The sequence below is a fragment of the Bacteroidota bacterium genome, from assembly GCA_039821555.1.
In the GTDB taxonomy this organism is placed as follows: Bacteria; Bacteroidota; Rhodothermia; order Rhodothermales; family Rubricoccaceae; genus JBCBEX01.
In genome coordinates this window covers 267,875-291,527 of sequence record JBCBNX010000001.1, presented here as the reverse complement: position 1 = coordinate 291,527, position 23,653 = coordinate 267,875, and the positions used below count along the sequence as shown (strand labels likewise).

16 protein-coding genes and 2 tRNA genes are annotated in these 23,653 nt (G+C 66.9%); 4 read left to right on the top strand and 14 right to left on the bottom strand.

Annotation, left to right across the window (positions count from 1 at the left end):
• Positions 1-22: 22 nt before the first annotated feature.
• The 9 genes from AAFU51_01175 to asd form a co-directional block, all read right to left on the bottom strand.
• A complete protein-coding gene (locus tag AAFU51_01175; GenBank protein ID MEO1569855.1) occupies positions 23-1,894 on the bottom strand; it encodes a right-handed parallel beta-helix repeat-containing protein in 1,872 nt (623 codons plus the stop codon).
• A complete protein-coding gene (locus tag AAFU51_01170; protein MEO1569854.1) occupies positions 1,894-3,057 on the bottom strand; it encodes a glycosyltransferase family 4 protein in 1,164 nt (387 codons plus the stop codon). The genes AAFU51_01175 and AAFU51_01170 overlap by 1 nt, the downstream gene beginning before the upstream one ends.
• Entirely contained in the window at positions 2,948-4,576 is a 1,629-nt protein-coding gene (locus AAFU51_01165; GenBank protein MEO1569853.1) for an O-antigen ligase family protein, read from the bottom strand. Before AAFU51_01165 ends, AAFU51_01170 begins: the two co-directional genes overlap by 110 nt.
• Before the next feature lie 23 nt (positions 4,577-4,599).
• Positions 4,600-6,096, bottom strand: coding sequence for a hypothetical protein (locus tag AAFU51_01160; protein MEO1569852.1), 1,497 nt, complete (start codon positions 6,094-6,096; stop codon positions 4,600-4,602).
• A 66-nt stretch (positions 6,097-6,162) separates the two neighbouring features.
• The gene (locus tag AAFU51_01155) at positions 6,163-6,789 is read right to left on the bottom strand and encodes an SLBB domain-containing protein (GenBank protein MEO1569851.1); all 627 of its coding nucleotides are present in this window, start codon (positions 6,787-6,789) and stop codon (positions 6,163-6,165) included.
• Positions 6,790-6,929: 140 nt separating this feature from the next.
• Positions 6,930-9,539: a P-loop NTPase gene (locus tag AAFU51_01150; protein MEO1569850.1), complete on the bottom strand. Its 2,610-nt coding sequence runs from the start codon at positions 9,537-9,539 to the stop codon at positions 6,930-6,932.
• A gap of 408 nt (positions 9,540-9,947) precedes the next feature.
• A complete protein-coding gene (locus AAFU51_01145) occupies positions 9,948-10,628 on the bottom strand; it encodes a tetratricopeptide repeat protein (GenBank protein MEO1569849.1) in 681 nt (226 codons plus the stop codon).
• 217 nt (positions 10,629-10,845) lie between these two features.
• Positions 10,846-11,361: a GNAT family N-acetyltransferase gene (locus AAFU51_01140; GenBank protein ID MEO1569848.1), complete on the bottom strand. Its 516-nt coding sequence runs from the start codon at positions 11,359-11,361 to the stop codon at positions 10,846-10,848.
• A complete protein-coding gene (gene asd / locus AAFU51_01135) occupies positions 11,358-12,449 on the bottom strand; it encodes an aspartate-semialdehyde dehydrogenase (GenBank protein ID MEO1569847.1) in 1,092 nt (363 codons plus the stop codon). Before asd ends, AAFU51_01140 begins: the two co-directional genes overlap by 4 nt.
• A 135-nt stretch (positions 12,450-12,584) precedes the next feature.
• Here asd and folD point away from each other — a divergent pair, with 135 nt between their 5' ends.
• The 4 genes from folD (at position 12,585) to AAFU51_01115 (ending at position 16,171) form a co-directional block, all read left to right on the top strand.
• A complete protein-coding gene (gene folD / locus AAFU51_01130; protein ID MEO1569846.1) occupies positions 12,585-13,490 on the top strand; it encodes a bifunctional methylenetetrahydrofolate dehydrogenase/methenyltetrahydrofolate cyclohydrolase FolD in 906 nt (301 codons plus the stop codon).
• Between the two features lie 110 nt (positions 13,491-13,600).
• Positions 13,601-13,673 (top strand) — tRNA-Phe (locus tag AAFU51_01125).
• Positions 13,674-13,800: 127 nt separating this feature from the next.
• Positions 13,801-13,874 (top strand) — tRNA-Asp (locus AAFU51_01120).
• Positions 13,875-14,017: 143 nt separating this feature from the next.
• Positions 14,018-16,171 carry a TonB-dependent receptor gene (locus tag AAFU51_01115; protein MEO1569845.1) on the top strand — a complete coding sequence of 718 codons (2,154 nt, stop codon included), beginning with the start codon at positions 14,018-14,020 and terminating at the stop codon, positions 16,169-16,171.
• Positions 16,172-16,175: 4 nt separating this feature from the next.
• On the opposite strand, the gene AAFU51_01110 is transcribed toward AAFU51_01115, so the two are convergent.
• The 5 genes from AAFU51_01110 to AAFU51_01090 form a co-directional block, all read right to left on the bottom strand.
• Complete coding sequence (locus AAFU51_01110; protein MEO1569844.1) at positions 16,176-16,613, bottom strand: VOC family protein; 438 nt, start codon at positions 16,611-16,613, stop codon at positions 16,176-16,178.
• Between the two features lie 59 nt (positions 16,614-16,672).
• Positions 16,673-17,707 (bottom strand): hypothetical protein, encoded by a 1,035-nt coding sequence (locus AAFU51_01105; protein MEO1569843.1) that lies wholly within the window; start codon positions 17,705-17,707, stop codon positions 16,673-16,675.
• 90 nt (positions 17,708-17,797) lie between these two features.
• Positions 17,798-20,500 carry a DNA mismatch repair protein MutS gene (mutS, locus tag AAFU51_01100; protein ID MEO1569842.1) on the bottom strand — a complete coding sequence of 901 codons (2,703 nt, stop codon included), beginning with the start codon at positions 20,498-20,500 and terminating at the stop codon, positions 17,798-17,800.
• A gap of 171 nt (positions 20,501-20,671) precedes the next feature.
• The gene (locus AAFU51_01095) at positions 20,672-23,002 is read right to left on the bottom strand and encodes a carboxypeptidase regulatory-like domain-containing protein (protein MEO1569841.1); all 2,331 of its coding nucleotides are present in this window, start codon (positions 23,000-23,002) and stop codon (positions 20,672-20,674) included.
• Positions 23,003-23,084: 82 nt separating this feature from the next.
• The gene (locus tag AAFU51_01090) at positions 23,085-23,642 is read right to left on the bottom strand and encodes a hypothetical protein (protein MEO1569840.1); all 558 of its coding nucleotides are present in this window, start codon (positions 23,640-23,642) and stop codon (positions 23,085-23,087) included.
• Positions 23,643-23,653 lie beyond the last annotated feature (11 nt).

The following is a 23,653-nucleotide window of genomic DNA, read 5'->3' as shown; positions in this document are numbered from 1 at the left end:
ATTCGCCGCGTCGGTCGCCCCGCTAATCGCTAGTCGACTGTCGCTCGGAGTGGACGATGGCGGGGTTTGCGCCTGCGTGCGGGTAGGGGCGGACCGTGGCCGTCGTGGGCGTGCCAGGCGGAAGCGGACGGGCGAGGTTGGTGCCCAGACGCACGGGGAGGTCGGCCCAGCGTCGCGCGACGGGCTGGAGGTCGTCGGGCACCGGCACCAGCTTCGCCTCTGCGTCGGAGCCGGTGTAGCGCTGCCAGGTGGCAAGGTCGCTGCCGCGGTAGTCGCCGCCCCAGTCTTCAGTGCCGGTTGGCATGAAGAAGAACGATTGCACCTCCCCTGCCCGGTGCGGGCTGTATACGTTGGCAAAGAAGCGCGTCGAGCGAGCCTCGGCCTGCGTCCCTCCACGCACCTGCACCTCGTAGGCCTCAGGCGCACGGGTGCCGTTTCCCACCATCACATTGCTCACGACCACATTGCGACCGTCCCGCGCGCGGCGGTCGGGGTCGAGCCGGAGCCAGAGGCCGTGACCTTCGTTGCCCGCAAAGGTGTTGTGGACGATCACGTTTTCGCTTGCCGCTTGCGAGAGCAGCCCGGCCCCGCTCCAGGCGTTCCAGCGCGTCTCGACGACCACGTTATGCTGAACGAGCGTGCGCTGCGTCTCGTATTCGAGCATGATGCCGGCTATGCTATTGCCCTCGGCGTACGTCCCCTCGATCACGTTGTCATAGTTCTCGATGTCGAGCCAAAGTCCGGGACCGTCGTTGTCGAGCGCGCGGAAGCGGCGAAAGATGCTGCGCTGGGTGTGACTCCACTTGCCGCCGCCCGCCTCCCAGAACGGGTCGTAGCCTTTCCAGTTGTTGCGCGACGCCTCACAGTCCTCGAACAGACAATCGAGGCAGCTCCCCGACCAGCCGATCTGCCCGTTGTCGAGTGCGCGCACCCGCCGAAACACATGCTGCCGCCCGCCCGGATCGATACCGCTGCCGTTTGTCCACTCAACGGTCACGTCCTCGACCAGCCCGCCGACGCTCCCAGCGCAGAGCACGCCCCACTGCGCTCGGTTGGTAGCGTGACGGAATGTGACGCCCGCAAGGCGAATCCAGCCGGGCATGTCGGCGTCCCCACACTCCGCGTAGTAGTTACTGCCGAGCGGTGCAAACAGGTGCGGCTCGACGGCCACCTCGATGCTGCGGAACGACGCTGGCGCACGGTCACTAGGAAACCGCGCCCAGATCGATCGCGGGTCCTCCGAGGCTCCGTCGACCCAGAACGAGCCCGGTCGCAATGCCGCCCGATCTGGCACCGCGCGCATCACCGCATCATCGACAACGACCATTTCGCGGCGGAAAACAGGCTCGTCGCTGTAGTGCTCCATCGACCCGTAGGTCCACGGCCGCACCCACACGTCGCCGATCCGCGACCATCGGTCGCTGGCGAGTACCGCGCCTGATATCACGACCTCGTCGCCAGGGTAGGCGGCATAGGTTATACGCTCGTCCTCGCTGGTTCCGCCCGTTTGGGGGCGGACAAACTCGCGGTAGACGCCCGCACGGATCAGCACGGCATCGCCGGGACGCATGACGCCGCGCCCGGTGGCACGCCCGATGCTGCGCCACGGCGCCTCGCGGGTCCCCGGGTTGGCATCGCTGGCCGTCGGGTGGCGCTGATCGACCCAGAAAACCCGACCGTTGGGGGCGTAGACGCGCTCGGCTGGCTGACAGCGCTCCGTTGCGTCGTACACCTGCCCAGCAGGGCATGCGTTTGTCGTGGAAGCATTCGCAGCCTCGACTGCCGCCACAGGCATCGCGCTCGTGGCAGTGGCTTGCGGCGCCTCGGCGCACGCAGACGTCGTGCTCCAGACGAGCACAACGCCAGCGGTGAGCAGCAGTCGAAGCTGGTGCATCACGCTGCGCGACGGGTGGCGAGGGCCGCGTCGTAGATCTCCACCAGGCGGAGGTAGTTCGCCTCGGATGTGTAGAGCGCGTCATACTGAGCCCGGGCGGTTTTCCGGAGCGCGCCGAGGTGCGCCGGGTCCTCGGCTAGGCGTTTCACAGCTGCCGCCAGCGCCGCCGGGTCGCCGGGCGCAAAGCGGGTCCCAACTACGTCTTCCACCACCATCGACTTCGTACCGCCGAGATCGGACGCCACCACGGGCGTTCCGTTGGCCATCGACTCGATGAGCGTCATCGGCGTGCCGCCTTCGTAGCACTCCGAGGAGAAGACGAGCAACGCCGCGTCGCTCATCAGTTGCATCACCCCTTCGCGCGTCTGGTGGCCTACCCAGGTGATCGACGGGTGGGCGTCCGCCGCAGCCCGCACCGCCTCGGCGCGCGGGCCGTCGCCAGCGATGCGCAGCGGCATCGGTGGGGCATGTTGCGTCCAAGCGTCGAGGATCAGGTCAATGCCTTTCTCGGGCGACAGGCGTCCCACAAACAGCGCATAGCCGCCCTCGCCAGCACCCGCGCCTGGATCGTCGGCGAGAAAGTTGGGCTTCATTGCGAGCTTCTCCGCCGGCAACCCGCCCTCGACAAACTTCGCGTGAGCGAAGTCTGTCATGGCGATGTAGCGGTCGATGCTGCGCGTCCAGGTTCCCAGCACGCGGTGCGAGGCCGTCATGGTAGCCACGGCCGCGGTCGCCGCTTTCGACCCCCGGTAGCAGCCGTGGCGGACACCAGGCCAGGCAAAGGTTTTGCCCAGGCACAGTTCGCAGACCTGACCGTCGCGGAAGTAGAGCGCCCCGGGGCAGTGGAGCCGGTAGTTGTGGAGCGATTGCACGACGGCCGCGCCAGACTTGCGCGCCGCGTGGTAGGCCGCGGGCGAGACGAGCGGGAGCGTGTTGTGAAAGTGGACGACGTCGATCTCGGCCTTGCGGACTTTTCGCACGATGGCATCGTGTGCCTCGCGGCTCCAAACCGTTCGCGCAACCAGTCCGGCACGGCTCAGATCGCGGACGTCGTCATTGTGGACCGTGTACGTCTCGACCGTATGCCCCATCCCCTCCAGCAGCCGGACCTCGGCGCGGAAGACCTGGTCCTCCCCGCCGGGCTGTTGGTAGAAGTTGTGCACCACCAGCACCCGTGCCGGGCGCCCCAGCTCGGACGACCGGCGCGGCGGGGGCATGGGCGTGGGTGACATCGGCGGGCGGGACGGTCGTACCGACGGCTGAGCCACGGACGGTGAGGCGGGCGTCGTCATCGAGCAAGGAGGGCTGGTGCCGGAAGAGCCACATGACCGCAAGACCTAGACCAAACACGGTCCAGTACCAAACACCGCCCATGGGCCCTTCGAAGTAGACATCGAAGGAGGCGTTGATGTTGGTTGCGATGAAATAGGTGATCAAGAATGCAGAGACGGCCATCCATCGCGGCTTCCCGAACGCACGGGCCTTCCACCAAACGGCGAGCATGCTGAAGAACCACATCAGGTTGAGCACGACCCACAGCGCGGCGCCCGGCACGCCCATGCGTGCGAGGATGGTCATGTGTCCGTTGTGCGGACTCCTCAGCGTGCGCTCGACGAGGAAACCGTCCTCTTTGGCGAGGTTGGGCCCGAAGCCCTTCCCGGTCATGAAGTAGGGACCGAGGACGGTGTAGTTGTAGATCTCTTCCCACCATTCTAGCCGCCACGAGACGGTGCCCTGGAGCGTGGCGGAGTCGCTCTTGCCAACGATGCTCTTGATGTTCTCGAAGAGCTGCTCCACCGACACTGCGCGCGTCCCGCCGTGGATCTTGCTCCCCACCGGCCCGAGGAACAGACCGAGGATGATGCACAGGATGCCGACGTAGGCAAAGCGAGAGATCTGCCCCCGCTGGAAGGTACCGGGCCGGAGGATCAGGACGAAGCCGACCGCGAGGAAGTAGGCCACCATGCCGCCCCGGTTGCTCACCACGATGAGCAGAAAGTTGATGACGAGCGCTACAGCCAACCAGATCGGCACCTTGCGCATGCCAAGCAACAAGAAGGCCGTGATGCCCGCCAGGTGCACCATCAGGTCGCCGCCTTTGGCTTCGAAGATCTTGGCGTTGTCGGTCCACGGGAGGTTGGGCAGCGAGTCGAAGCCAAACTTAAACGCGATGTAGACGATCCACACCGTGGTGAGCATGACCACGACGAAGCCTTGGTACCGCCGGAGCAACACCTTGAGCCGCTCCGGCTGCGCCAGCACCAGCGAGCCTGCGACGAAGGCGAAGGCCGCATAGCCGACCTGCATAAAGTCGCGAGGCGCGTCGATGCCATAGAGCCCGAGATTCGGCAGCGTGCGCACCCCCGCCAGCGCGATGTAGGCGACAAGCACCCACACGACCGGCAGCGTGAACAGAGGCCGCAGCGCGCCCCCCGCCATCATCGCGGCCACGCCCAACACCAGGGTAAGCTCCGAGATGAAGAGGGGCGGCACCCCCCAGTAGGCGAACCCCCGTGCGAAGAGCGCGAGCCCGATGAGGGTGAAGCACAGCAGCACGAGGTACCGATCGGCAAGGCTTTGGCCGGGCTTGCGGTGCGCCGCCACGCGCGCGAAATGGGCGTGCTGCGCGGCCGCACGAGTGACGCGGAGCGAGGACGACGAAGCGGGTGGTTGATGCGACATCGAAGCGTCGAGGTCTGGATTGGTCAGGAGCGGTCGTCGGGCGGAACAGCGAGGGTCGGGTGGAGCGCCGAATCTGCCGACATCCCCGAATCCGTGCTAGGCTCCCGTAGGTGTCGAGGCCCACCGTCGCCAGCGTGTGCGATCTGCGGAGGTCCTCCAGGACGCGCATGCTGCCAGATGCTCCACGCCGCCACCATCATGAATATGGTCTCAGTGCCGAGGGCAAGCTGGCTGGAGGCGATGGCGCCCGTGACTGCGAACTTGTAGATCAGCGCGACGCCCACCGTCGCCGCCATCGCCGCCGCGACGGCACGGGCCTGGAAGACGATGCGCGGCCGCTCCATCGCGCGGAGCAGCGCCAGCAGCACGGCCACGACCGTGCCGATCACAGGCAGCGCGCCCAACAGCCAGCACAGCGAGGCGTACTGGAGGTACTGCCCGTCGTACAACAGCACGATGAGGTCGGCGCCGAAGACGCCGAGCAGGACCCAGTTTACACACGCGGCCGCGACGAGTCCGCCCATCGCGATGGCGAGGGTACGGCGTAGCGTGCCCCGTTCGTTGGCCTGCACGAACGTGGGCATGAGCAGGTCGCCCAGCGCCCCGTAGATGTGGATCATCGGCAAGATCAAGTTGAATAGCGCTCGGAGCGCTCCTGCCGCCTCAAGGCCTCCCCAGATCGGGACGAGCAGAAAGGGTAGCAACCCATGACCCATCTCCATGAGGCCCGTTGGGGCAGCCCAGCGGCCGTAGTCCGTGTGCTGTTTGCGCACTTCGGCGCGGAAGCTGGCTGGCGGTGGCTCCCGCTCGGGCAGGTCGAGGCGCACGTAGATCCAGATGGCCGCGGCTACGCTCGCCAGCCCGATCAGGCCAAGCGCAACCTCGACCGTCAGGTGTCCCCATAGCCACTCTTCGACAAACAGCCCGCCCAGCACCACACCCAGGTAGATCAGGCCACCCGTCACAGCTACGAATGGCCGGAACTGCGTGTAGCACGCGCGCCGCATGATCCACATCGTAAGGATCGCGCCCTGCGTCCCAGCCATGATCAAGCAGGCTCTCCCCATGACCTGTTGTCCCAACGCGAGCGCCACGCCTCCCGCGATGAGGTAGGCCACGGCGATGCCGACCGAGAACACACTGTGCCCGACGAGGAGCGCCCTGAGATACGTGCGCGGCGCCGCCTTGAAGCGACCGGCTCCGAACACCAGCTGCGGCTCGGTGATGAACCCGGTGTGGACAACCGCTGCGAGCAAGAAGCCCGCGTAGCCAACCATCGTGTAGATGCCGTACTCGGCCGGTGCGAGCGTCCGCGCTAGCCAGATGTTGAGCAGGAAGTTGGACCCGGCGAAGAGCGCTTGGTCCAGGATGGTCCATGCCCCGCGCCCCATCCACTGACGCGCGGTCGTGGCCTCGCCCGCTGGGCCTGAGCCCTCCGGACCTATGCCCTCTAGACCTGGGCCATCTGCACGAAGGTTGCTCGTGGCTGGTGCGAGATCCGGGTCTGCTGGACGTGCCACGTGGTCCGGGTCGTCGCGTGGTAGTGGGAGCGAGGATGTACGTCCGACTCAAGACGGAGACAACGCTTAGTTGCCTCGGATCGCATCGATGAAGAAGGCGATCCCGCCCAAGGCCCCGCCTACAGCCAGGAGGTCGCGCCAGCCATACCGCTGCTTCTCGATCGTTTCGACCAAGAGCGTGTCGCCCTCCCGGAGCAGCGGGTAGGAGCGTGTGTCGGTGAAGGAGTCGTTCAAGTCCTCCTCGAAGATGGGACGATTGCCCGAAGTTGGCCGGAAGAGCTTCACGGTGGTCTTCCGCCGGCGCTCGGCCTGCTGCGTGGCCAACTGTGGGCCGCCCGACAGCGCAAGCAGGCGCCCCAGGTCCATGCCGGGTCCCACTTCGTAGAGCCCAGGATTCACCACGGCGCCAACCACGTAGACCTGGATGGTGGGCTCGCCAGGCTGCGTGAAGAAGAAGTAGTTGCGCACGTTCGAGTTGGTACGTTCCACGCGACCATACTGGCCCGTATCGGCCGTACCGCCCTGCGCCGGACTCGTCTGCGCCGGTACCGGCACCGGTGCCCCCTGCGGATAGCGCTGCTCGGGCGTCGTCTGCGGCGGGAGGCTGCCCGGCGGCGTCTGCTGCGCCATCGCCCCGCTGCTGAACAAGGCGAACGCTGCCACTACGGCAAAGAGGCGGATGGAGTAGGTCATGATTGTGGGCGGATGGAGAAAACGGTCAGCGTGGCGTGCGGCGGCAAGCCCCTGCGGAGTCTCTCAAAAGACGTTCCTGAACGCCGCGTGGAATCGACGAAGCGGACACCGCAGCGGCATCCCCGCTTGCGAGCGGTTGCCTACTTGTACGACGTCGTGTAGCGGTAGCCAAAGGTCTTCTTGTACCCAGCGGCGAGCTTCGGATCGAAGCGGTTGAGCACCACACCTGCGATGTACCCGCCCGCACCACTGAGCTCGGCCGCCGTCTGCGTGAGTGCTTCACCCGACGTGTCTCCTGCCGAAGCCACAAGCACCGCGGCGTCGGTGTGGACAGCGAAGAACGATGCATCGGCAGCAACGAGGGCTGGCGGGGCGTCGAAGATGATGAGGTCGAAGGTGCCGCTCAAGCGGTCGATGAGGCGATAGACCTCCTCCCCACTCCAGAGCTGCTCGGGGCTATCCACGGGCTCCCGGACCGTGAGCGCGAAGAGGTTGCGCACGCTCGTGTTCCAGTAGACCATGTTCATACCCGCACCCTGCGAGCCAGCGGGCGGGTTCGGCCCGAGCCCGAGGTAGTCGTGCACGGACGGACGGCGCAGGTCCGCGTCGACGATGAGCGTCCGGAGGCCCGCCTGCGCGGCTGAGATGGCGAGGTTGATCGCCGTCACCGACTTACCGGAGCCCACCTCGGGGCTCGTCACGACGATCGAGCTCGTACCGCCAGCCTCGGTGCCGAGGCGGGCATAGAGTGAGGCTTGGAGGTGGCGGTAGGACTCCGCCGACGGCGCGAAGGGGTCAGTCAGTGTGACGAGCGCTGGGTTGACGCCGCTCTGCTGTCCCTTGACGCCCTTCACTTGAGGCACTACCCCGAGGACCGAGAAGCCATACTCAGCGAGGTCGCTGGGCGCATAGACCGTCGTGTCGGTGCGATAGCGGGCAAACGCCGCGCCGAGGCCTAGCACGAGACCGAGCACGAGCGCCATCGGCAGCGTCACCGGCCAGTTCGGGCGCGATGGCTTGAGCGGCACTTGCGGCTCACGCACCACCTGCGTCACGCCAAACTCCGACTCCGCGGCAACTTCGGCCTCGTTGAGACGCCCTTCGAGGTACTGGTAGCTCTGCTCGGCAGCGGCGCGAGCGCGCTCCAACCCGGCCACGTCCCGGGCACGGCCTGGGATGCTGAGAAGCTGCCCCTGCTCTTCGCTGAGGCGCTGACGCAGCGAGGACACCTCGGCACGCGCCCCTTCGAGAGCGACGCGCTCCTGGCTAATGCGCTGGTTGAGGCTCGTGACATAGACCTCGCCGGTTTGGGACGTCGGATCGACACCGCCCGCCTGGACGACTTCGTCGACGAACTGCTCCGAGAGCTGCGCACGGCGTGCCCGCAGGCCCGTGAGCTGCGCCTCGTAGCGCGCGACGTCCGGGTTGAGCGACGGATTCGAGCGCAGCATCGGCTGCTGCACGTAGATGTTGTTGAGGACGCGCTCCAACTCCGTGATTTGCGCCTCTGTCTCGCGCAGTTCGCCCTGCACGCCCGAGGCGATGCGCTGCGTCAGGCGCGGCTGCAACTCGGCAAGTTCCTGCTCCAACGCGCGGAGCGACTGTTCCCGCATCGACACGTTGACGCGCGCCCGGTCGAGTTGCGCTTCGAGCGAGGCCACCTGCTGGATCAACTGCTGAGCCTGGGCGCCAAGGTCTACAGCGCCACGCTGGCGGCGGTAGCTGCTGAGTTCGTCTTCAAGCGTGGCCAGTTCGGCCTCCCGCTGGTCGCGCTGGTCGGCGAGAAAGGACCGCGTGCGCTCGATGTATTCGCGGCTCGTCTCACGCGAACGACGCTGGTATTCCTCCATGTAGAACTGGGCCAGGAGGTGCGCTTCCTCCGCCGTCCCGCCCTTTGCCGAGACGCGCACAGCGTCGACGTCGAGGCCCGCGGGCTCGACGCTCACGTAGCTACGTTGGATGAGCGCGCCCAAAGCTCGCTCGTCGAGCGGCTGGTCGCCGAGGGTACCGAGGATGGGGAACGTGGTGGTGCGCTCGTTGGCGAGCGCCAGTAAGCGCTCGGCCGTCCGCTCGGCAATCACGGGAGACTGCTGTAGGATGATGGCCTGGTTGAGCACGCGTCGGGTGCTCTCAACGCCACCCGGCGTGTCCACGAACCGCCCCATGATCTCGGTCTGCACCTCATTCGGGTCGGGCGTGTTGACCAATAGGATGGCGTACGAGTCGTACTGCGGCCCCATGTACAGGAGCGCACCTGCCGTCAGCGCCACGACAAATACCGTGATCCCGAGAATCAACTTCCAGCCGCGCCTGAGGATATCGTTCTTTTCCTGGGCGGACCGGCGCGCCTCAAGCTTCCGAGGGGGTGCGATGTTCGGGAAGAGCGGGCTCGCACCCGGATCGCTCAGCGGCACCGGCACCAAGCCCTCGGCGGGTCGCGTTGCCACGGCGGTGCGGCGTGCCCCCCGCGCGTCCTGCTGGCGCGTACTCGGGGCAAGCGCTTGCGACGCCGCCCGAGGCTCGCCGCCGTCTCCAGGGGCATCCAGGCGGATTTCGCTAGGATCATGCGGAACGTAGGGGTCGTAACCGCCGCCATAGCCATCGGCCTGGTGGACGGGGTCCGCAGGCTCGACGTTGCGGACCTCTGGAACGACGGGACGATCGTCCTGAAGCGCACGGAGTTCGCGCGCAAGTCGCTCGCGCGAGCCATCGCGGGTGGGGTAGCCAGCAGGATCGTTCGGGTTCGACATAGTCGGTGAAAACGGTTGCGCCAGACGAGGTCACGCCGTGGCGGAAAGCGAGCAGGATGGCAAGAGCGTGTGCCCTCCACAAGGATCCGACCAACGTCCGGCACCCTCGATTCAGGGTGCGGTTGGGTGCATGAACGCAACACCGCACGTCCCTATTGGAGCTATGGAGGCCCGCTTGAGGTAGGTGCCCAACTCCATCCATATTCGGGACGCAAGGGTTCGACCGACGCACGGCAGAAGCGACGCCAGCTGCACAGAACCCGGATACCGCACAGCCAGAGCGAAGCCCATGATTTGCGGAAGGTAGCATGCCCTCGCGCGCTGTCAAGCGGGCCCCTACGCTGGCTGAGCAACCGCGCTAGGCGCCGGGGCCGCCTTCTAACACGGAGGGCCCCGCTCCCGTCCTGCCTAGGACGCGATGCGCGCTAAGTCCCGGGCTGTGGCGCGGTCTGTCTCGGCCCGCTCGCTCACACCGAGGTAGGCGAAGATTTCACCGCGCAGCGTGTACGCGTCCGCATCCGACGGGTCGAGGTCAATGCTGCGGTTGACATCGGGGAGCGCGTCGGCATAGTTGCCGATGGCGAGGAGCGCCAGTGCCCGGTTGAAGTGTGCCTCGGCGTAGGTGGGCGCAAGCCCGATGGCGATGCCGTAGTCGGCGACAGCCTCGAACGGGCGTCCGTTGTCGCCAAAGGCGTTGCCCCGGTTGAAGTAGAGCTTGGCATCATTCGGCGCGACCCTCATCGCAGCCGTGAAGTCGTGGATGGCCTGCTCGTAGTCCTGCACGGCGGCAAAGGCGAGGCCGCGGTTGTTGAACGTGTCCGCGTCCGGGCCGTCGAGGTGGAGCGCCTGCGAGTAGTCGGCGATGGCCGCGCGGTGGCGTCCGCGGCGCTGCTGGGCGAGGCCTCGGTCGTAGCGACAGCTTGAATCGAACGGCATCAGCTCGATGGCGCGGTCGAGGTGCTGGATCGCGCGGTCGAGTTGGGCGGTGCTAGCGTCGCCGTGACCGAGTTCGAGAAGGCGCACGGCCTCTTCATAGGCCTGGCTGGCCTTGTAGTGTTCGCGTTGAGCGCGAACCTGGGGATCAGACATGGGAGAGCGTGAGATCGATAGGAGAGCGCCGAAAGCATGTGCGAAGGCCGTGCCGACTTTCCCAGGCTCCAGTCGCAACGCCGTTTCTGGCCCGTACGCGCCGATTGGGTCCATCGTACGAGGCGGTCTCGTCCCAGGCTGACACTGTTTCGTCTCAGCCGTCGTCTCAGCCTGAAGCGCGGTGGCCGCACACGCCGGATTGCTCCGTGGCCTGCACTCAGGCGTTAGCAGCTGCTCCAGGTTTCGCGCTGAGCCGCATCGTCACTGCCACGGCCTCACCGCCAACGCTCCGCCAAAACGCCCGTGCGGCTTCGCCGGCTGCCACCACACGCGCCTCGACCCGTGCGATGCCGAGGCCGTGTGCCCAGGCCTGCACCTGCTCGACCAACCGCTTCGCCACTCCCCGCTGTCGCCACGCCGGGTCTACTACGATTTCATCAACGAAGACGAACAGATCTGGCTGATAAAGCGGCCGAGGCTCAGCGACGTGCGCAGTCACAAGACCGACGACTTCGCGCTCGATGGTCGCCACAAGCGCGAGAACGCCAGGGTCATCGAGCATGCTGTTGAACTCGGCGGTCCACAAGGCCTCGGCGTCTTCGACAGTGGCTAGGACTGGGTCGAGGTCTGACTGGAGGGCGTCGAGATACGCCCACAGCCGAAGCACCGGCACGAGGTCGCCGCGCTCGACAGGCCGGATGGCGACCGGTGGAGCCTTCTCCGGGCCGCTCACAGTACTGCGACGCGTTTTCCCAGAGCGCCCAAGCGTTGCTCGGTGCGGAGGAGTTCGGCGTTGAGAATTGCCCCGCCTGCTGCACCGCGAATCGTGTTGTGCGAGAGCACGACAAACTTGACGTCGAACAGCTCACAGTCGCGAACGCGACCGACGGAGACCTGCATCCCGCCCTCGCGGTGCACGTGGCGGCGCGGCTGCGGGTAGGCGTCCTCGTCGAAGACGTGGAGGAGCCGATCCGGAGAGGACGGCAGTGCCAGGTGGTCAATGGGCGAGACGAAGGCGCGCATCGCCTCGATGGCCTCACCTGCGCTCGCCTTCGACCGGAACTTCACCGACACCGCCTCCATGTGGCCGTCCACGACCGGCACCCGCGTGCACGTCGCCGAGGTGCGAATTTCGACGTGCTCGACACCCTCAGTGGTGAGCTGCCCGAGCAGTTTGCCTGGCTCTTCGCCGAGCTTCAGCTCTTCCCCGCCGATGAAGGGCACCACGTTGGCGACGGCGTCGAGGGACGCCACGCCTGGGTAGCCTGCGCCGCTGAGCGCCTGCATTGTCACCACGTGCAGCGCCTCGATGCCGAAGGCGTCGTGCAGGGGCTTGAGCGCGCAGACGAGCCCGACAACTGAGCAGTTGGGGTTCGTGACGATGTAGCCGTCGTCGCGTAGCGCGCCCGTGGTTTTCTCACCCCCCCACTGTTGCCGGTCGATCAGCGCCGTGTGGTCGGGGTTGACCTCCGGGATGAGCAGCGGCACGTCGGCGTGCATGCGGTAGTTCTTCGCGTTCGAGATGACCGGATAGCCCGCTCGCGCAAAGGCTGCCTCCACATCGCCCGCCACGGACGAGTCCAGCCCGCTGAAGACGAAATCGCAGTCGAGCTCCGGTGTGCACGGCTGCACGACGAGGTTGCGGACAAGCTTGGGCATTGGTGTGTCGAGCGTCCAGTGCGCCGCTTCGGCGTAGGGCTTGCCCGCCGAGCGCGCACTTGCGGCCAGCGCGGTGACGCGGAAATACGGGTGGCCGTCGAGGAGTTGGACAAAGCGCTGACCGACGGCGCCGGTCGCGCCCAAAATGCCGACTCGAATCATGGGTCGAGGTGGGAGTGGAAGGTGACGGAAGGTGTCAGGCGAATCTACCGGGGCCTTCGCATTGCGATCCGCACGGGCCTGGTACTTTTGCGTGTCGCGAACCGCTTCCACCCTCGGCTTCTTCTAGGCTTCACCATGTCTGACACCGATACTTCGCCTGCCCTGCTCATCGACGGGCGCGCTGTTGCTGCGGCCGTCCGCGCCGATCTCCGCGCCGAGGTCGATGCATGGGTGGCGACTGGGCACCGCGCGCCGTCCCTCGCCGTCGTGCTCGTCGGCGATAACCCGGCGTCGGCGTCGTACGTCCGCGGTAAGACCAAGGCCGCCGCGGAGGCAGGTATCACCGCTGAGACGCTACGCCGACCGGCCGACTTGTCTGAAGCTGACCTCCTCACCCTTATCGCCAGCCTCAACGCCGACGACAGCGTAGACGGCATCCTCGTCCAGCTGCCCCTCCCCGACCACATCGACGCGGCGAAGGTGATCCATGCGCTCGCTCCAGAGAAGGACGTCGATGGCTTCCACCCCGAGAACGTCGGACGCGTGGTCCTGGGAGCCGGAGGTTTTGCCCCGTGCACTCCGGCTGGCATCGTGGAGATGCTGAAGCGCACCGGCATAGAGACACGCGGGGCGCACGCGGTGGTGGTCGGGCGCAGCCACATCGTCGGCACGCCGATGGCCAACCTTCTCCTCCAACGTGGCCTGGACGCCACCGTGACCGTGTGCCACAGCCGCACTGCTGACCTACGTCACCATACCCTGCAGGCGGACATCCTCATTGCTGCGGTGGGCCGTCCTCACATGATCTCGGCCGGAATGGTCAAGCCGGGTGCCACGGTGATCGACGTGGGCATCAACCGCGTGGATGATGCCTCCCGCAAGCGCGGCTATCGGCTCGTAGGCGATGTCGACTTTGACGCGGTCAAGGAGGTAGCGGGGGCGATCACGCCCGTTCCCGGCGGCGTGGGTCCGATGACCATTGCGATGCTACTGCGCAACACCTTTGAGGCGGCGCGCCGGGCAGCGGACGGCGCTGCGTGACACCCTTCGCCAACTGTTCGCACTCTGCGAATGTTCTTCGCAACGGGGCTCCGTATCTTTGAGGCCTTGCCATCGCGCGGGGTGCGAGTGCCCTCCGCAGCGGCGCTACCGGCCAGGTAGCTCAGTTGGTAGAGCAATGGACTGAAAATCCATGTGTCGGCGGTTCGAGTCCGTCCCTGGCCACTGTTCTTTGGGCGGTGCCGCTCGATGTGAAGCGCGCGTTGATCGCGTCTCGCGTGTTGTCCCAGTTCGTCTCGCCACCGTATGTTTTGATCCTGTCGTGCCGAAATCGGTGCGCCAGTCTCTGTTCGGTCCGGTAGTTCAGTTGGTTAGAACGCCGGCCTGTCACGCCGGAGGTCGCGGGTTCGAGTCCCGTCCGGACCGCACAGCAGCGCCCCACGCTCACCGCGTGGGGCGTTTTTTTATGGAACGAGTTTCCCCGCCGCTAACCGAGGAATCGGACGGAATTCTCGCGTGTGGCCCGCCCGCGATTCCCGTGGTCTCGCCATGTCACCCCAGCGCTCGTCATGATCGGTACAGCATACGCGCGTCTTCTTCGTTGGCTGTGGGTCCTGCCCCTGTTCGTCCCAGCGGCCGTGCTCGCGCAGAGCGCCGAGGGTACCCTTCCGGACCCCGATGCATCCGTGCGGACCGTACCGGACACGCTGCGTCAGCTACGCGACGTCGTCGTGACTGCGGCGCCGTTCACCCTCGAGTCCGCGCGGGCCCCTCTCTCCGTAGTCACCCGCATTCGACCAGGTGTCGAGCGTGTCACCGAGCCAGGGGCATCGCTCGCAGATCTTGGGGCCGGCCTTCCTGGCGTGTGGATCTCGGACCGCGGCAATCCCTCTACGGGCGAACGCCTGCTCGTGCGCGGTGTTGGCTGGCGCTCGGCCTTCGGTGTACGTGGCTCCCACGTGTTGCTGGACGACATCCCGCTCACGCTCCCGGACGGCCAGGCGCAACTCAATGTGGTCGATCCGGCCCTCGTCCGACGGGTAGAGGTGTTGCGGGGCCCGGCCTCGACGTTCTGGGGCAGCGGCTCGGGGGGCGTCATCGCGCTTTCGACGGAAGCAGGGCCTGGCGCCCCGAACGTAGCACTGCGCGCCCTTGGAGGCGGGTTTGGGCTCTACAAGGCCGAAGCAGCCGTGCAGCCATCGCTACGACGTGGTCGCCTGTCGGTGTGGGGCTCGGCGGTCAGCCAGCGTGGCTACCGCACCCATGCCGCTTCGGAGACGTTTCGCCTTGGCGCTTCGGGTCGTCTGCCGCTAGGCGCCGGGCGGTCACTGCAAGTTGTCGCCCTTGGAGCGTATGTCCCGCGAGCACAATCGCCGGGTGGGCTCACCCCCGAACAGGCTGCGGAAGACCCCAGGCAATCGCGCGCTGCCTCCATCGAGCAAGACGCCGGGAAAGAACTGACGCAAGGCTACCTAGCGCTCTCCTATGCCCAGCCACTTACAGCAAACGCCCGGCTCGCCACCACGGTGTGGGGCGGGCTCCGCACACTCGACAACCCGATTGTCCCCCGGTACATCGAACTTGACCGTGCTACCGGTGGCGCACGCGCAACCATTGAAGGCACCCAGGTCGCCGACCGACCCGTCTCCTGGGGCCTCGGTCTCGAGGTAGAAGCGCAGCGCGACGACCGCCTGGAGACGACCAACGACAGCGGCCGACCGGGCGCCGACGTGCTTACGAGTCAACTCGAAACCGTCCAGTCTAGCGCGGTCTTCAGCCGCATTGCGCTACCGTTTTGGGATCATGGCACAGGGTCTTGGACGGCCACGGCGGCCCTGCGCGCCGACCTCATCACCTATGAAGCACGGCCCAATGGCGTCGATGTGGGGGAGCCTGAGGAACGACGCCGCGCAGATGGCGCGCTGAGTCCATCCGTCGGCCTGACATGGACAGGGGCGCGTGGGCTGACCGTTTTCGTGAACGGAGCTGGTGCCTTCGACGCACCCACCACCACGGAATTGGGCAATCGCCCCGATGGCCGACCCGGCCTCAACCCGTCCTTATCGCCTGAGCGAACGTGGGGGGCCGAGGTAGGCGCTCGACGCACCTGGGCGAGCGGCAACGGGTTCGTCCGCCTCGACGCGGCGGCGTTCGCCGCACGTGTGTCGGGCTTGCTCGTCCCCCGCGAAATCGACGACGTCACCGTGTTCGACAACGGCGGACAAGCGGCGACGCTAGGGCTTGAACTGGGTGTCCAGGCCGAGCGCCTGCCCTTAGGACCGGGCCGCTTCTCCGGCGCCTGTGCTCTCACAATGGTGCGGGCCTCTTTCCTTGACAACGATGATCCCGACGTGCCAGCAGGCACTCGCCTTCCCGGCATCCCTCCTGCCCTGGCAACCTGGACGCTAACCTGGAGCTCCCATCGGACCCCGCTGCTGAACAGCCGGTTGGTCGTGGGGCTGAGCGGAGAAGCGGTCTCCGCCTACGATGCAACCATCGGGGGAAGCGACCGGACAGACGGCCATGCTGTGTTGCACCTACGCATCGCACTGAGCGACGTGCGGCTCGGCGGGGGCGTGCGCGCCACGCCGTTCGCGACGGTCCGCAACGTCACCGACGCGCGCTATGCGGGCTCCGTGGTTGTGAACGCGTTTGGAGGGCGCTTCCTTGAGCCGGCACCTGAGCGGCACGTCCTTGTAGGCGTATCGGTGTCGCTGAAATAGGCGGCTAGCCCTCGTCAGGCGGCTGCATTGTCGGCTGGTACAGTTCGACGCGGTGCCCGTCGGCGTCGCGGACCCAGGCGAACTTGCCGTAGGCCTCGTCTTGCCGCCCCAGTGCTTCGATGCCGTTCTGCTGGAGGCGGTCGAGGAGCGCGTCGAGGTCATTGACGCGGAGGTTGACCATGAACGGCTGGTCGCCGTACGTCTCCACGTCGCCGTGGACGAGAGGCGGCGGGAAGTCCGCCTTCGCCTGCATGATAGCGAATGTGGTGTCGAGGCGACGAGCCGGATCGTCGCGGTGGAGGCTCCAGAACTGATGGTAAAACGCGCCAAACTCGACGCTGCCCTCGAAGGCGAGCCCGAGGTGCTCGGTGTACCAGTCGGCGAGACGCTTCGGGTCGTTTGAGAAGACGAAGGCGCCGCCGAGGCCGTTGATGTGATCCATGAGTCTGTACGAGACGCGTGAGCGGACGATGCCTGGTCGCAGCCGAGTGTTGAAGCCGATTACGCGGCGCGGCGGCGCTTCTTGGGCTTCTCTACCGTGGTGGACACCTCGGCGGCGACGTCCTCGGGCTGCGCGCTTGCACCGTCGCCGGTGGAGGGCGCATAGCGGGCGTGCATGCGGTCGAGCAGGTTCTCGATCTGGTCCGGAGCGAGACGGTCGAGGTCGGACGTACCGCAGTAGTGCCGGGCCGCTACGCGTAGTTGCGCCGCGTCGAGGCCGTAGACGGTAGCCGTCTCGCGCAGGTCGGCGAGCGTAGGCCCGAGCGCGTCGGGCTCCGCAGCAGGCTGCGATGCCTCGTCAGCAGGTAGGGCGGCCGGCTGAGGTCCCGCGCCTAAACGGTTGAGGAAGTCGGCAAACGTCGGCTGCTCGATCTCGGCGCCTACGGGCAACTCGGGCACGTTGGACTTCACGACGCGCGCCACGCGCACGGTCTCGAAGCCCTCGACCCGGACGAACAACTCCACCATCACATCGACGAAGTATTCCAGGCCCGACGCCGTCATCGGGAGCACGCGCCCCAGTTCGTTTTCTTCCCGATCCTCTTTACCCTTGGCCGCGATCTGGTCGGTGATGACCACGCACGCGCCGGAATCGACGCAGAGGCGACGGAGGACTTCCTGGAGAACGAGTTGGTCGGCCTGCAACTCCTCGGCCGTGGGCTGCTCCGTCGGATCGCTTGTTCGGGCCCGCACGGCTTCGAGCAGGGCTCGGTGTTGGCGTCCGAAGTACATCGCCCAGGAGTCGAGGGCGTAGCAGCCATAGCCCTGCGCCTGTCCTTCGGGGCCCAGCGCCCAGTCAATGAAGGCGGGCAACTCCTGGGGCTGCTCAATCTCAAGCGCGTCGAACGTGGTACCGTCGGCGCCAGGAAGTAGGCGCGCCTTCCGCTCCGTGTCGAAGAAGCACAGGCGCCCGAGCCCAGCGTCGGCCAGGCTGGCGGCGAAGACCGATTTGCCAGCCCCAGCCGCGCCACGGACCGCCATCACAAGACGACGGCGCCGAGGGCGGCGGCTGAGCGGGTTGAAAGACAGCGACATGGCAGAGTTGGGATGTGTGCGCGGAGGACTCGAAATCAAGCTCCTGCAGCCGAGTGCCATCCGTGTGTCACACGTCCTCGCAGCCCTCGATCATCCGTCCGCGATCTGCTTCAACTCGGCGAGCTTCATCAGGGCCTCGATGGGTGTGAGGCGGTTCGGGTCGAGCGCTTCCAGCGTGTCCAGGAGTTGCGCCGCGATGGGATCAGGGGCGGCGTAGGCGACGGGTGCCGTGAGGTCAGGCGCCGGGATCTCGGGCGTGGCGCGCACGGACGGCAGCGCGCCGTCGCCAGACGCTGCTTCGGAGCGTGGGCCCTGCATCTCAGCCGCGACATCGTGCGCTTCCAGGTGGCGTAGCACGTGTTTCGCGCGAGCAATCACCGCTTCAGGCAACCCCGCCATGCGCGCCACCTCGATGCCGTAGCTATGGTCGGCCCCGCCGGGGATGAGGGTGCGGAGGAAGATCACGCGGCCGTCGTGCTCCTGCACCTGGATGCGGAAGGGCAGCACGCCGTCCAGGCGGTCGGCGAGCGCGTTGAGTTCGTGGTAGTGCGTCGCAAAGAGCGTCCGAGCTGCGACGGGTGTATGATCGTGCAAGTGCTCCACGATTGCCCAGGCGATGCTCAGCCCGTCGAAGGTGCTCGTCCCGCGCCCGACCTCGTCGAGCAGGATGAGCGAGCGTTGCGTGGCGTTATTGAGAATGTTGGCCGTCTCGTTCATCTCCACGAGGAAGGTGCTTTCCCCCGCCGCGAGGTTGTCCGAGGCACCGACGCGCGTAAAAATCTTGTCCACCACGCCGATCCGTGCGCGCTTGGCCGGGACGAAGCTGCCGACTTGCGCGAGCAGCACCGCGAGCCCGACCTGCCGCAGCACGACGCTCTTCCCCGCCATGTTGGGCCCGGTGATGACGTGCACTTGGCCACCCCTCGTCGGCTCGATGTCGACCTCGCCGTCGGGGTCCAGCAACACGCTGTTGGGGATGAACGCCTCGCCAGCGGGCAGCGTCCGCTCCACGACGGGGTGCCGCGCCGCTTCGAGGTCGAGCACGCGCGACTCGTCGACGGTCGGGCGCACGTAGTCATACTTCCGCGCGGCCTCGGCGAGCCCAGCGAACACGTCGAGCATGGCGAGGTAGCGGGCGTTGCGCTGGATCGGCTCGACGGCCTCGGCGACAGCCATCCGAAGCTCCGAGAACAGCTGTTGCTCCAGCGCCAGCGCGCGCTCCTCGGCGGTAAGGATCTTCTCCTCGTAGACCTTCAGGTCCTCGGTGATGTAGCGCTCCGCGTTGACAAGCGTCTGTTTGCGCGTCCACGCAGCCGGGACCTTGTCCTTGTGCGTGTTGGTGACTTCGAGGTAGTACCCGAAGACCTTGTTGTAGCCGATTTTGAGGCTCGTGATGCCCGTCTCGGCCGCGGCACGCGCCTGCAACTCGGCGAGGTAGGTCTTGCCGCCCTTGGACACCGTGCGGAGGTCGTCGAGTTCGTCGGAGAACCCGGAACGGATCGTGCCGCCCGCGTCCATCTTGGCCGGCGGCTCGTCGGCGAGCGCGGCGTGGATACGGTCGACGGTGTCCTGGCAGAGCGTGAGCGCGTCGGTGACCTTCGCGAGCGTCTCGGACGCCACGTCCTCCAGCAGTTGCTTGACGGGCGGGATCTGCCGGAGCGTGAGCTTGAGCGTGACGAGGTCGCGCGGCGTGGCGCGGCCCGTGCAGACCTTGGCGGCGAGGCGTTCGAGGTCGCCGACTTGCTTCAGTTCCTCGCGCAGGCTGCGTCGCAATCGCTCTGACTGGAAGAGCGCGTCCACGGAGTCGAGGCGCTGTTCGATCTTCTCGACGGACTGTAGCGGTCGGACGAGCCAGGCGCGCAGGAGCCGCCCGCCCATCGGCGTGAGCGTGTGGTCGAGGACGCCGATGAGCGAGCCGTCCCGGCGGCCCGACTGCATCGCGGCGACGAGTTCGAGGTTGCGCTTGGTGGCGGCGTCGAGCGCGATGTAGTCGCTGGCGTCGTAGCGCTGGAGGCGGCGCACGTGCGGGACGCGGCCCTTCTGCGTCTCGCCGAGGTAGTAGAGTGCCGCCCCCGCCGCTGCGATTGCGAGGGCGTCGGCGCTGTTCGGCCCGTCGTCGCCGTGATTGTCATGGAAGCCGTAGCCTTTGAGCGAGTGCGTCTCGAAGTGCCGCAGCAGAGTCTCGTAGGCGAAGTCGTAGCTGAAGACCCAGTCCTCCTGCGGCGTGAGCGCGAACGACGTGTCACGGATCGACTGAAGCTGCTTCTTCTGCCGCTTATCGATGAGCAACTCCGCCGGGCCTACGGTCTGCAGCAGCCCCTCGAAGTCTTCGGCCGCAGCCTCGGCGACGAAGAACGCGCCCGTCGAGGCGTCCACGAACGCGAAGCCGACACGGCCCTGCATGTGCTTAGTCGTACCCCAGACCGCCGCAGCGAGGTAGTGCGCGTGCTTCGCCGAGAGCAGTTGGTCGCGCATCGCCACGCCCGGCGTGACAACCTCCACCACGTCGCGCTTGACGATTTTTCGGGCGAACTTGGCGTCTTCGAGTTGCTCGCACACCGCGACGCGGTAGCCCGCACTGACGAGCTTCGGCAGGTGCGTTTCGAGCGCGTGGTGCGGGAAGCCGGCGAGCGGGATGTCCTCCGCCGCCCCGTTGCCGCGTTTCGTGAGCGTGATCCCGAGTACGTCGGCCACGACCTCGGCGTCGCGCTCGAACGTCTCGTAGAAGTCGCCCATGCGGAACAGCAGGAGCGCACCGGGGTGGCGGTCCTTGATCTTCCAATACTGCCGCATGAGCGGCGTCGCGCCCGCGCGCTTTTTCTTGTCGGCGGGCAGCGGGAAGAGGCTGGCTTGCTCCTGCGTCTGGGACGCGTCGGCGGGGGTATCGGACATGGTAGACGGCGGGTCGTTCGTGCCCGGCGAAGATACCGCCGCGCGGGTGTCAGTCCTGCTGTCACCGAGACCTCACCGGGCCAGTCCAATGCCTATGAACCACCCAACCTGGTCCAGCCGATACGCGGTGTCGATACGCATGGGAAAACGAAACGGGCGCAGCAGCGACAGGCCGACCTCGTGCGCGCTGTCGGCGTCCTCCGTCCACAGATGCCCGCCTGTGAGGGCCACGCCTACGGGGAGCCCGACGGTTTCGAAGAGGCTACGTCCGAAGTCGTGCTCCCAGGCGAGTTGAACGAACTGAGGCGTCGAGACAGGTGGACTGGCGATCGTGCGGAACGAGCCGAAGCCGCTGACCGCACCGGCTCGCGTCTCGGTGCGCGGACGCAGCTGTAGCGGTGCGTCGCCGCTCACCCACCCTGCCGAGAGGCTCGCGTAGAGCGCCGCAGGCTCGGGCCGCCGCCGAAACAGCGTAGCTACACGTCCGCCGACCTCACCGGTGAACCGCACCATGCTTGTCGCGTCCGCGCCATCCGCGTCGAACCGCCCCAGTTGGCTAGTCAACTCAGCGTAGATGCCTTGGGGCCGGGCCGCCCACCGCGGCTCCGTCCCCAACCCAATGCTCGCCTCGACCGATCGCCACGTGCCGGGCGTAGCCTCCGCGTTCGGACGCTGCCCTTCGCCGACGAACATGCCTTCGTAGTCGGTGCCATTGGACAAAGAATCGTGCGTCGCGAGTTGCCCCGCTACCTCAATGTGCGCCTTCTCCGTTGTCCACGACAGCCCGGCCTTCACGCGTGTGCGACGGAGGTAGTCGTGGTAATCCGCCCAGCCGATGTAGGTCGGCACCGCGAGGAACGGCTGCGGATAGACCGACGACCGCTCGAACGGGACCGTGGCCACGCCGCCCTCAGCGAAGCCAACCAGACGTTCGGAGCCAAGCCGCACCGGCAGTCGCGCCTCCATGCGCAGTCCTGCATCGAGACGCACATTCGACGTAGCGATGCCGAGGCGCGGACGCACAGCGACGTTTTCGCCAACGCCGAAACGCGGCCGAACGCCGAAATAGGCCCCTTGGACGCGGTTATACCACGCCTCCACGCTCTCTGCGAAGCGCGGCAGCGGAGGCGCGAGGGCGTCGGTCACGACTACTTCGGGAGCCTCCTCGACTGGGAGCGGAACGTAGTAGCGCAGCAAGCCCTCGGGGATGAGCGAGGCGCGCAACGGACGCGTGCTCGCCAGCAGCACCCGCGCCTCGTCGTCGTCCGGCGGCGCGATGGAGCGACCGGCGGCGTAGACGTCGCGCCCCGCGTAGACGCCAGGCGGCTCGGCGATGCGCTCGCGGCGTGCGAAGAGGCTGTCGCCCCCGAAGATCCCAGGGCGTCGACTCGTGACGATGGTCGTCTGCTGCGTACGGACGACCGGGAGAAAGGCACCGGGCACGCCTACGTCCACCCGTCCGGTCACCTCGAAGCGATCCGAGATCCAGACAGAGTCGGCCTCCGCCGAAGGCGTGAACGTCTGTCGATACGTCGCGGCCCATGCCTGCACCGGCGGTTCTTTCTCCAGCGTGACGGACGGCCGCAGTTCGGCCTCGGCGAGCACGAACAGGCTATCGACGACGCGCAGCCGGCCCTCGAAGGCGGAGGCGAGCGCCGAACGAGAGCGTACCGACACCTCCCACAGCACCTGCCCGTCCTCCTCAATGCGGTCGCCGACGCGGAAGGTGTAGACATCGAGCGCGTTCGGGTGCGTCGGACCGATGAAGCGGAAACCGTCGAGGACGACCTCGTCGTCGAGGTAGAAGTCGGGGACGGGCACCACGCGGGCGTAGCGGAAGGCGCGACCTGCAGGGCGACGGTGCCGGGCGAGCACGATCTCGCGGCGAGAATCGCCCCTTGCCGTCTGCGTGGGCCGCACGTAGACATCGCTGAGTGTTTCGGTGACGCGGATCACTTCACCACGCCGCCTTAGCGTGAAGCGGGTGTAGTGTTCAGCGGTGTACGGTTGGAGGGCGGCTCGACGCTGTTGCTTGCGCCGGATGACCTCCCGCATGAGCGTCACAGCACGATTCTCCCCCGCCACATCCAATCCTTCCAGTTCGAAGACGCGCGGACGTAGCCGGATCGTCACTTCCAGCGGCTCGCCCGGAAGAATTACGACGCGTTGTGGTTCATAGCCGAGAAACCGCACCTCGACGGTTGCAGGAAGGCTTGGCAGCCTCAGCCGAAACCGCCCCGTTGCCTCAGTGGTCGTCCCCCCTTCAATCCCGCCGGTGAGTGTTATCGACGCCCCCGCAAGCGGCTGGTCGTCTTCGCCTACGACCGTGCCCCGCAGTACCTGACCGGACGCATCGCTTGCAGCGCACCACAGGAGTAAAACGAGGACGTAACGAACAGTCACAGAGCGATGCAGAGTCTGGCAGCAACGAGGGGCGATGCGACAACGGCTAGGTCCGCGCTCCTCGTGTGCCTGGCCGCAACGATCAGCCATCGCCACCAAATCCCTGCGCGCCAGCAGTCGTGCGCACGCGCTCGATGCGGTCGACTTCGTGGATGGTGCACCCGATGGGATCGCCGTCTTCGTCGAGGTCCCGCGCAAAAAGATCGCGGACCCGCAGTGTGCCCGTGATTCGCACCCGCTCCGATGGGCCGACGGCCACGCTGTCCTCGTCGCGGACGACCACCGGCTGGAACCCTGCGCCAGAGCAGCGGGCGTTGAGTTGGCTCGGCCCGCGCCCGTCCCCGATGAACGTCGTGAAGTAACGGCGCTCGGTCTCCACGTCGCCCGTGGGCGCGTCTACGTCCGGGAGCAGCTTAAGCTGACACGCGCGTCCACTCGGCGCGGTACCGCCCGCGGAGCACATGAGCAAGCGCGGCCGCAGGTGCAACACGTCTTCCACCGTCACGCGGCGCACGTCGTAGTCGTGCGCACACGCCTCGTGGTAGTCAACGACCACCGGCTGAGCACCCGGGCGAGGTTCCGATCCGTACAGCGCGGACTGGCAGCCCGCGAGCGCCGCGAGCAGGAGGAGCGATGACAAGACGCGCACGG

What these genes read in the sequence shown, in the direction of transcription:
- AAFU51_01175 (MEO1569855.1), bottom strand. Translation starts at nt 1,894, where the DNA reads ATGCACCAGCTTCGACTGCTGCTCACCGCTGGCGTTGTGCTCGTCTGG.
- AAFU51_01165 (MEO1569853.1), bottom strand. Translation starts at nt 4,576, where the DNA reads ATGTCGCATCAACCACCCGCTTCGTCGTCCTCGCTCCGCGTCACTCGT.
- AAFU51_01155 (MEO1569851.1), bottom strand. Translation starts at nt 6,789, where the DNA reads ATGACCTACTCCATCCGCCTCTTTGCCGTAGTGGCAGCGTTCGCCTTG.
- AAFU51_01150 (MEO1569850.1), bottom strand. Translation starts at nt 9,539, where the DNA reads ATGTCGAACCCGAACGATCCTGCTGGCTACCCCACCCGCGATGGCTCG.
- AAFU51_01145 (MEO1569849.1), bottom strand. Translation starts at nt 10,628, where the DNA reads ATGTCTGATCCCCAGGTTCGCGCTCAACGCGAACACTACAAGGCCAGC.
- asd (MEO1569847.1), bottom strand. Translation starts at nt 12,449, where the DNA reads ATGATTCGAGTCGGCATTTTGGGCGCGACCGGCGCCGTCGGTCAGCGC.
- folD (MEO1569846.1), top strand. Translation starts at nt 12,585, where the DNA reads ATGTCTGACACCGATACTTCGCCTGCCCTGCTCATCGACGGGCGCGCT.
- AAFU51_01115 (MEO1569845.1), top strand. Translation starts at nt 14,018, where the DNA reads ATGATCGGTACAGCATACGCGCGTCTTCTTCGTTGGCTGTGGGTCCTG.
- AAFU51_01110 (MEO1569844.1), bottom strand. Translation starts at nt 16,613, where the DNA reads ATGGATCACATCAACGGCCTCGGCGGCGCCTTCGTCTTCTCAAACGAC.
- AAFU51_01105 (MEO1569843.1), bottom strand. Translation starts at nt 17,707, where the DNA reads ATGTCGCTGTCTTTCAACCCGCTCAGCCGCCGCCCTCGGCGCCGTCGT.
- mutS (MEO1569842.1), bottom strand. Translation starts at nt 20,500, where the DNA reads ATGCGGCAGTATTGGAAGATCAAGGACCGCCACCCCGGTGCGCTCCTG.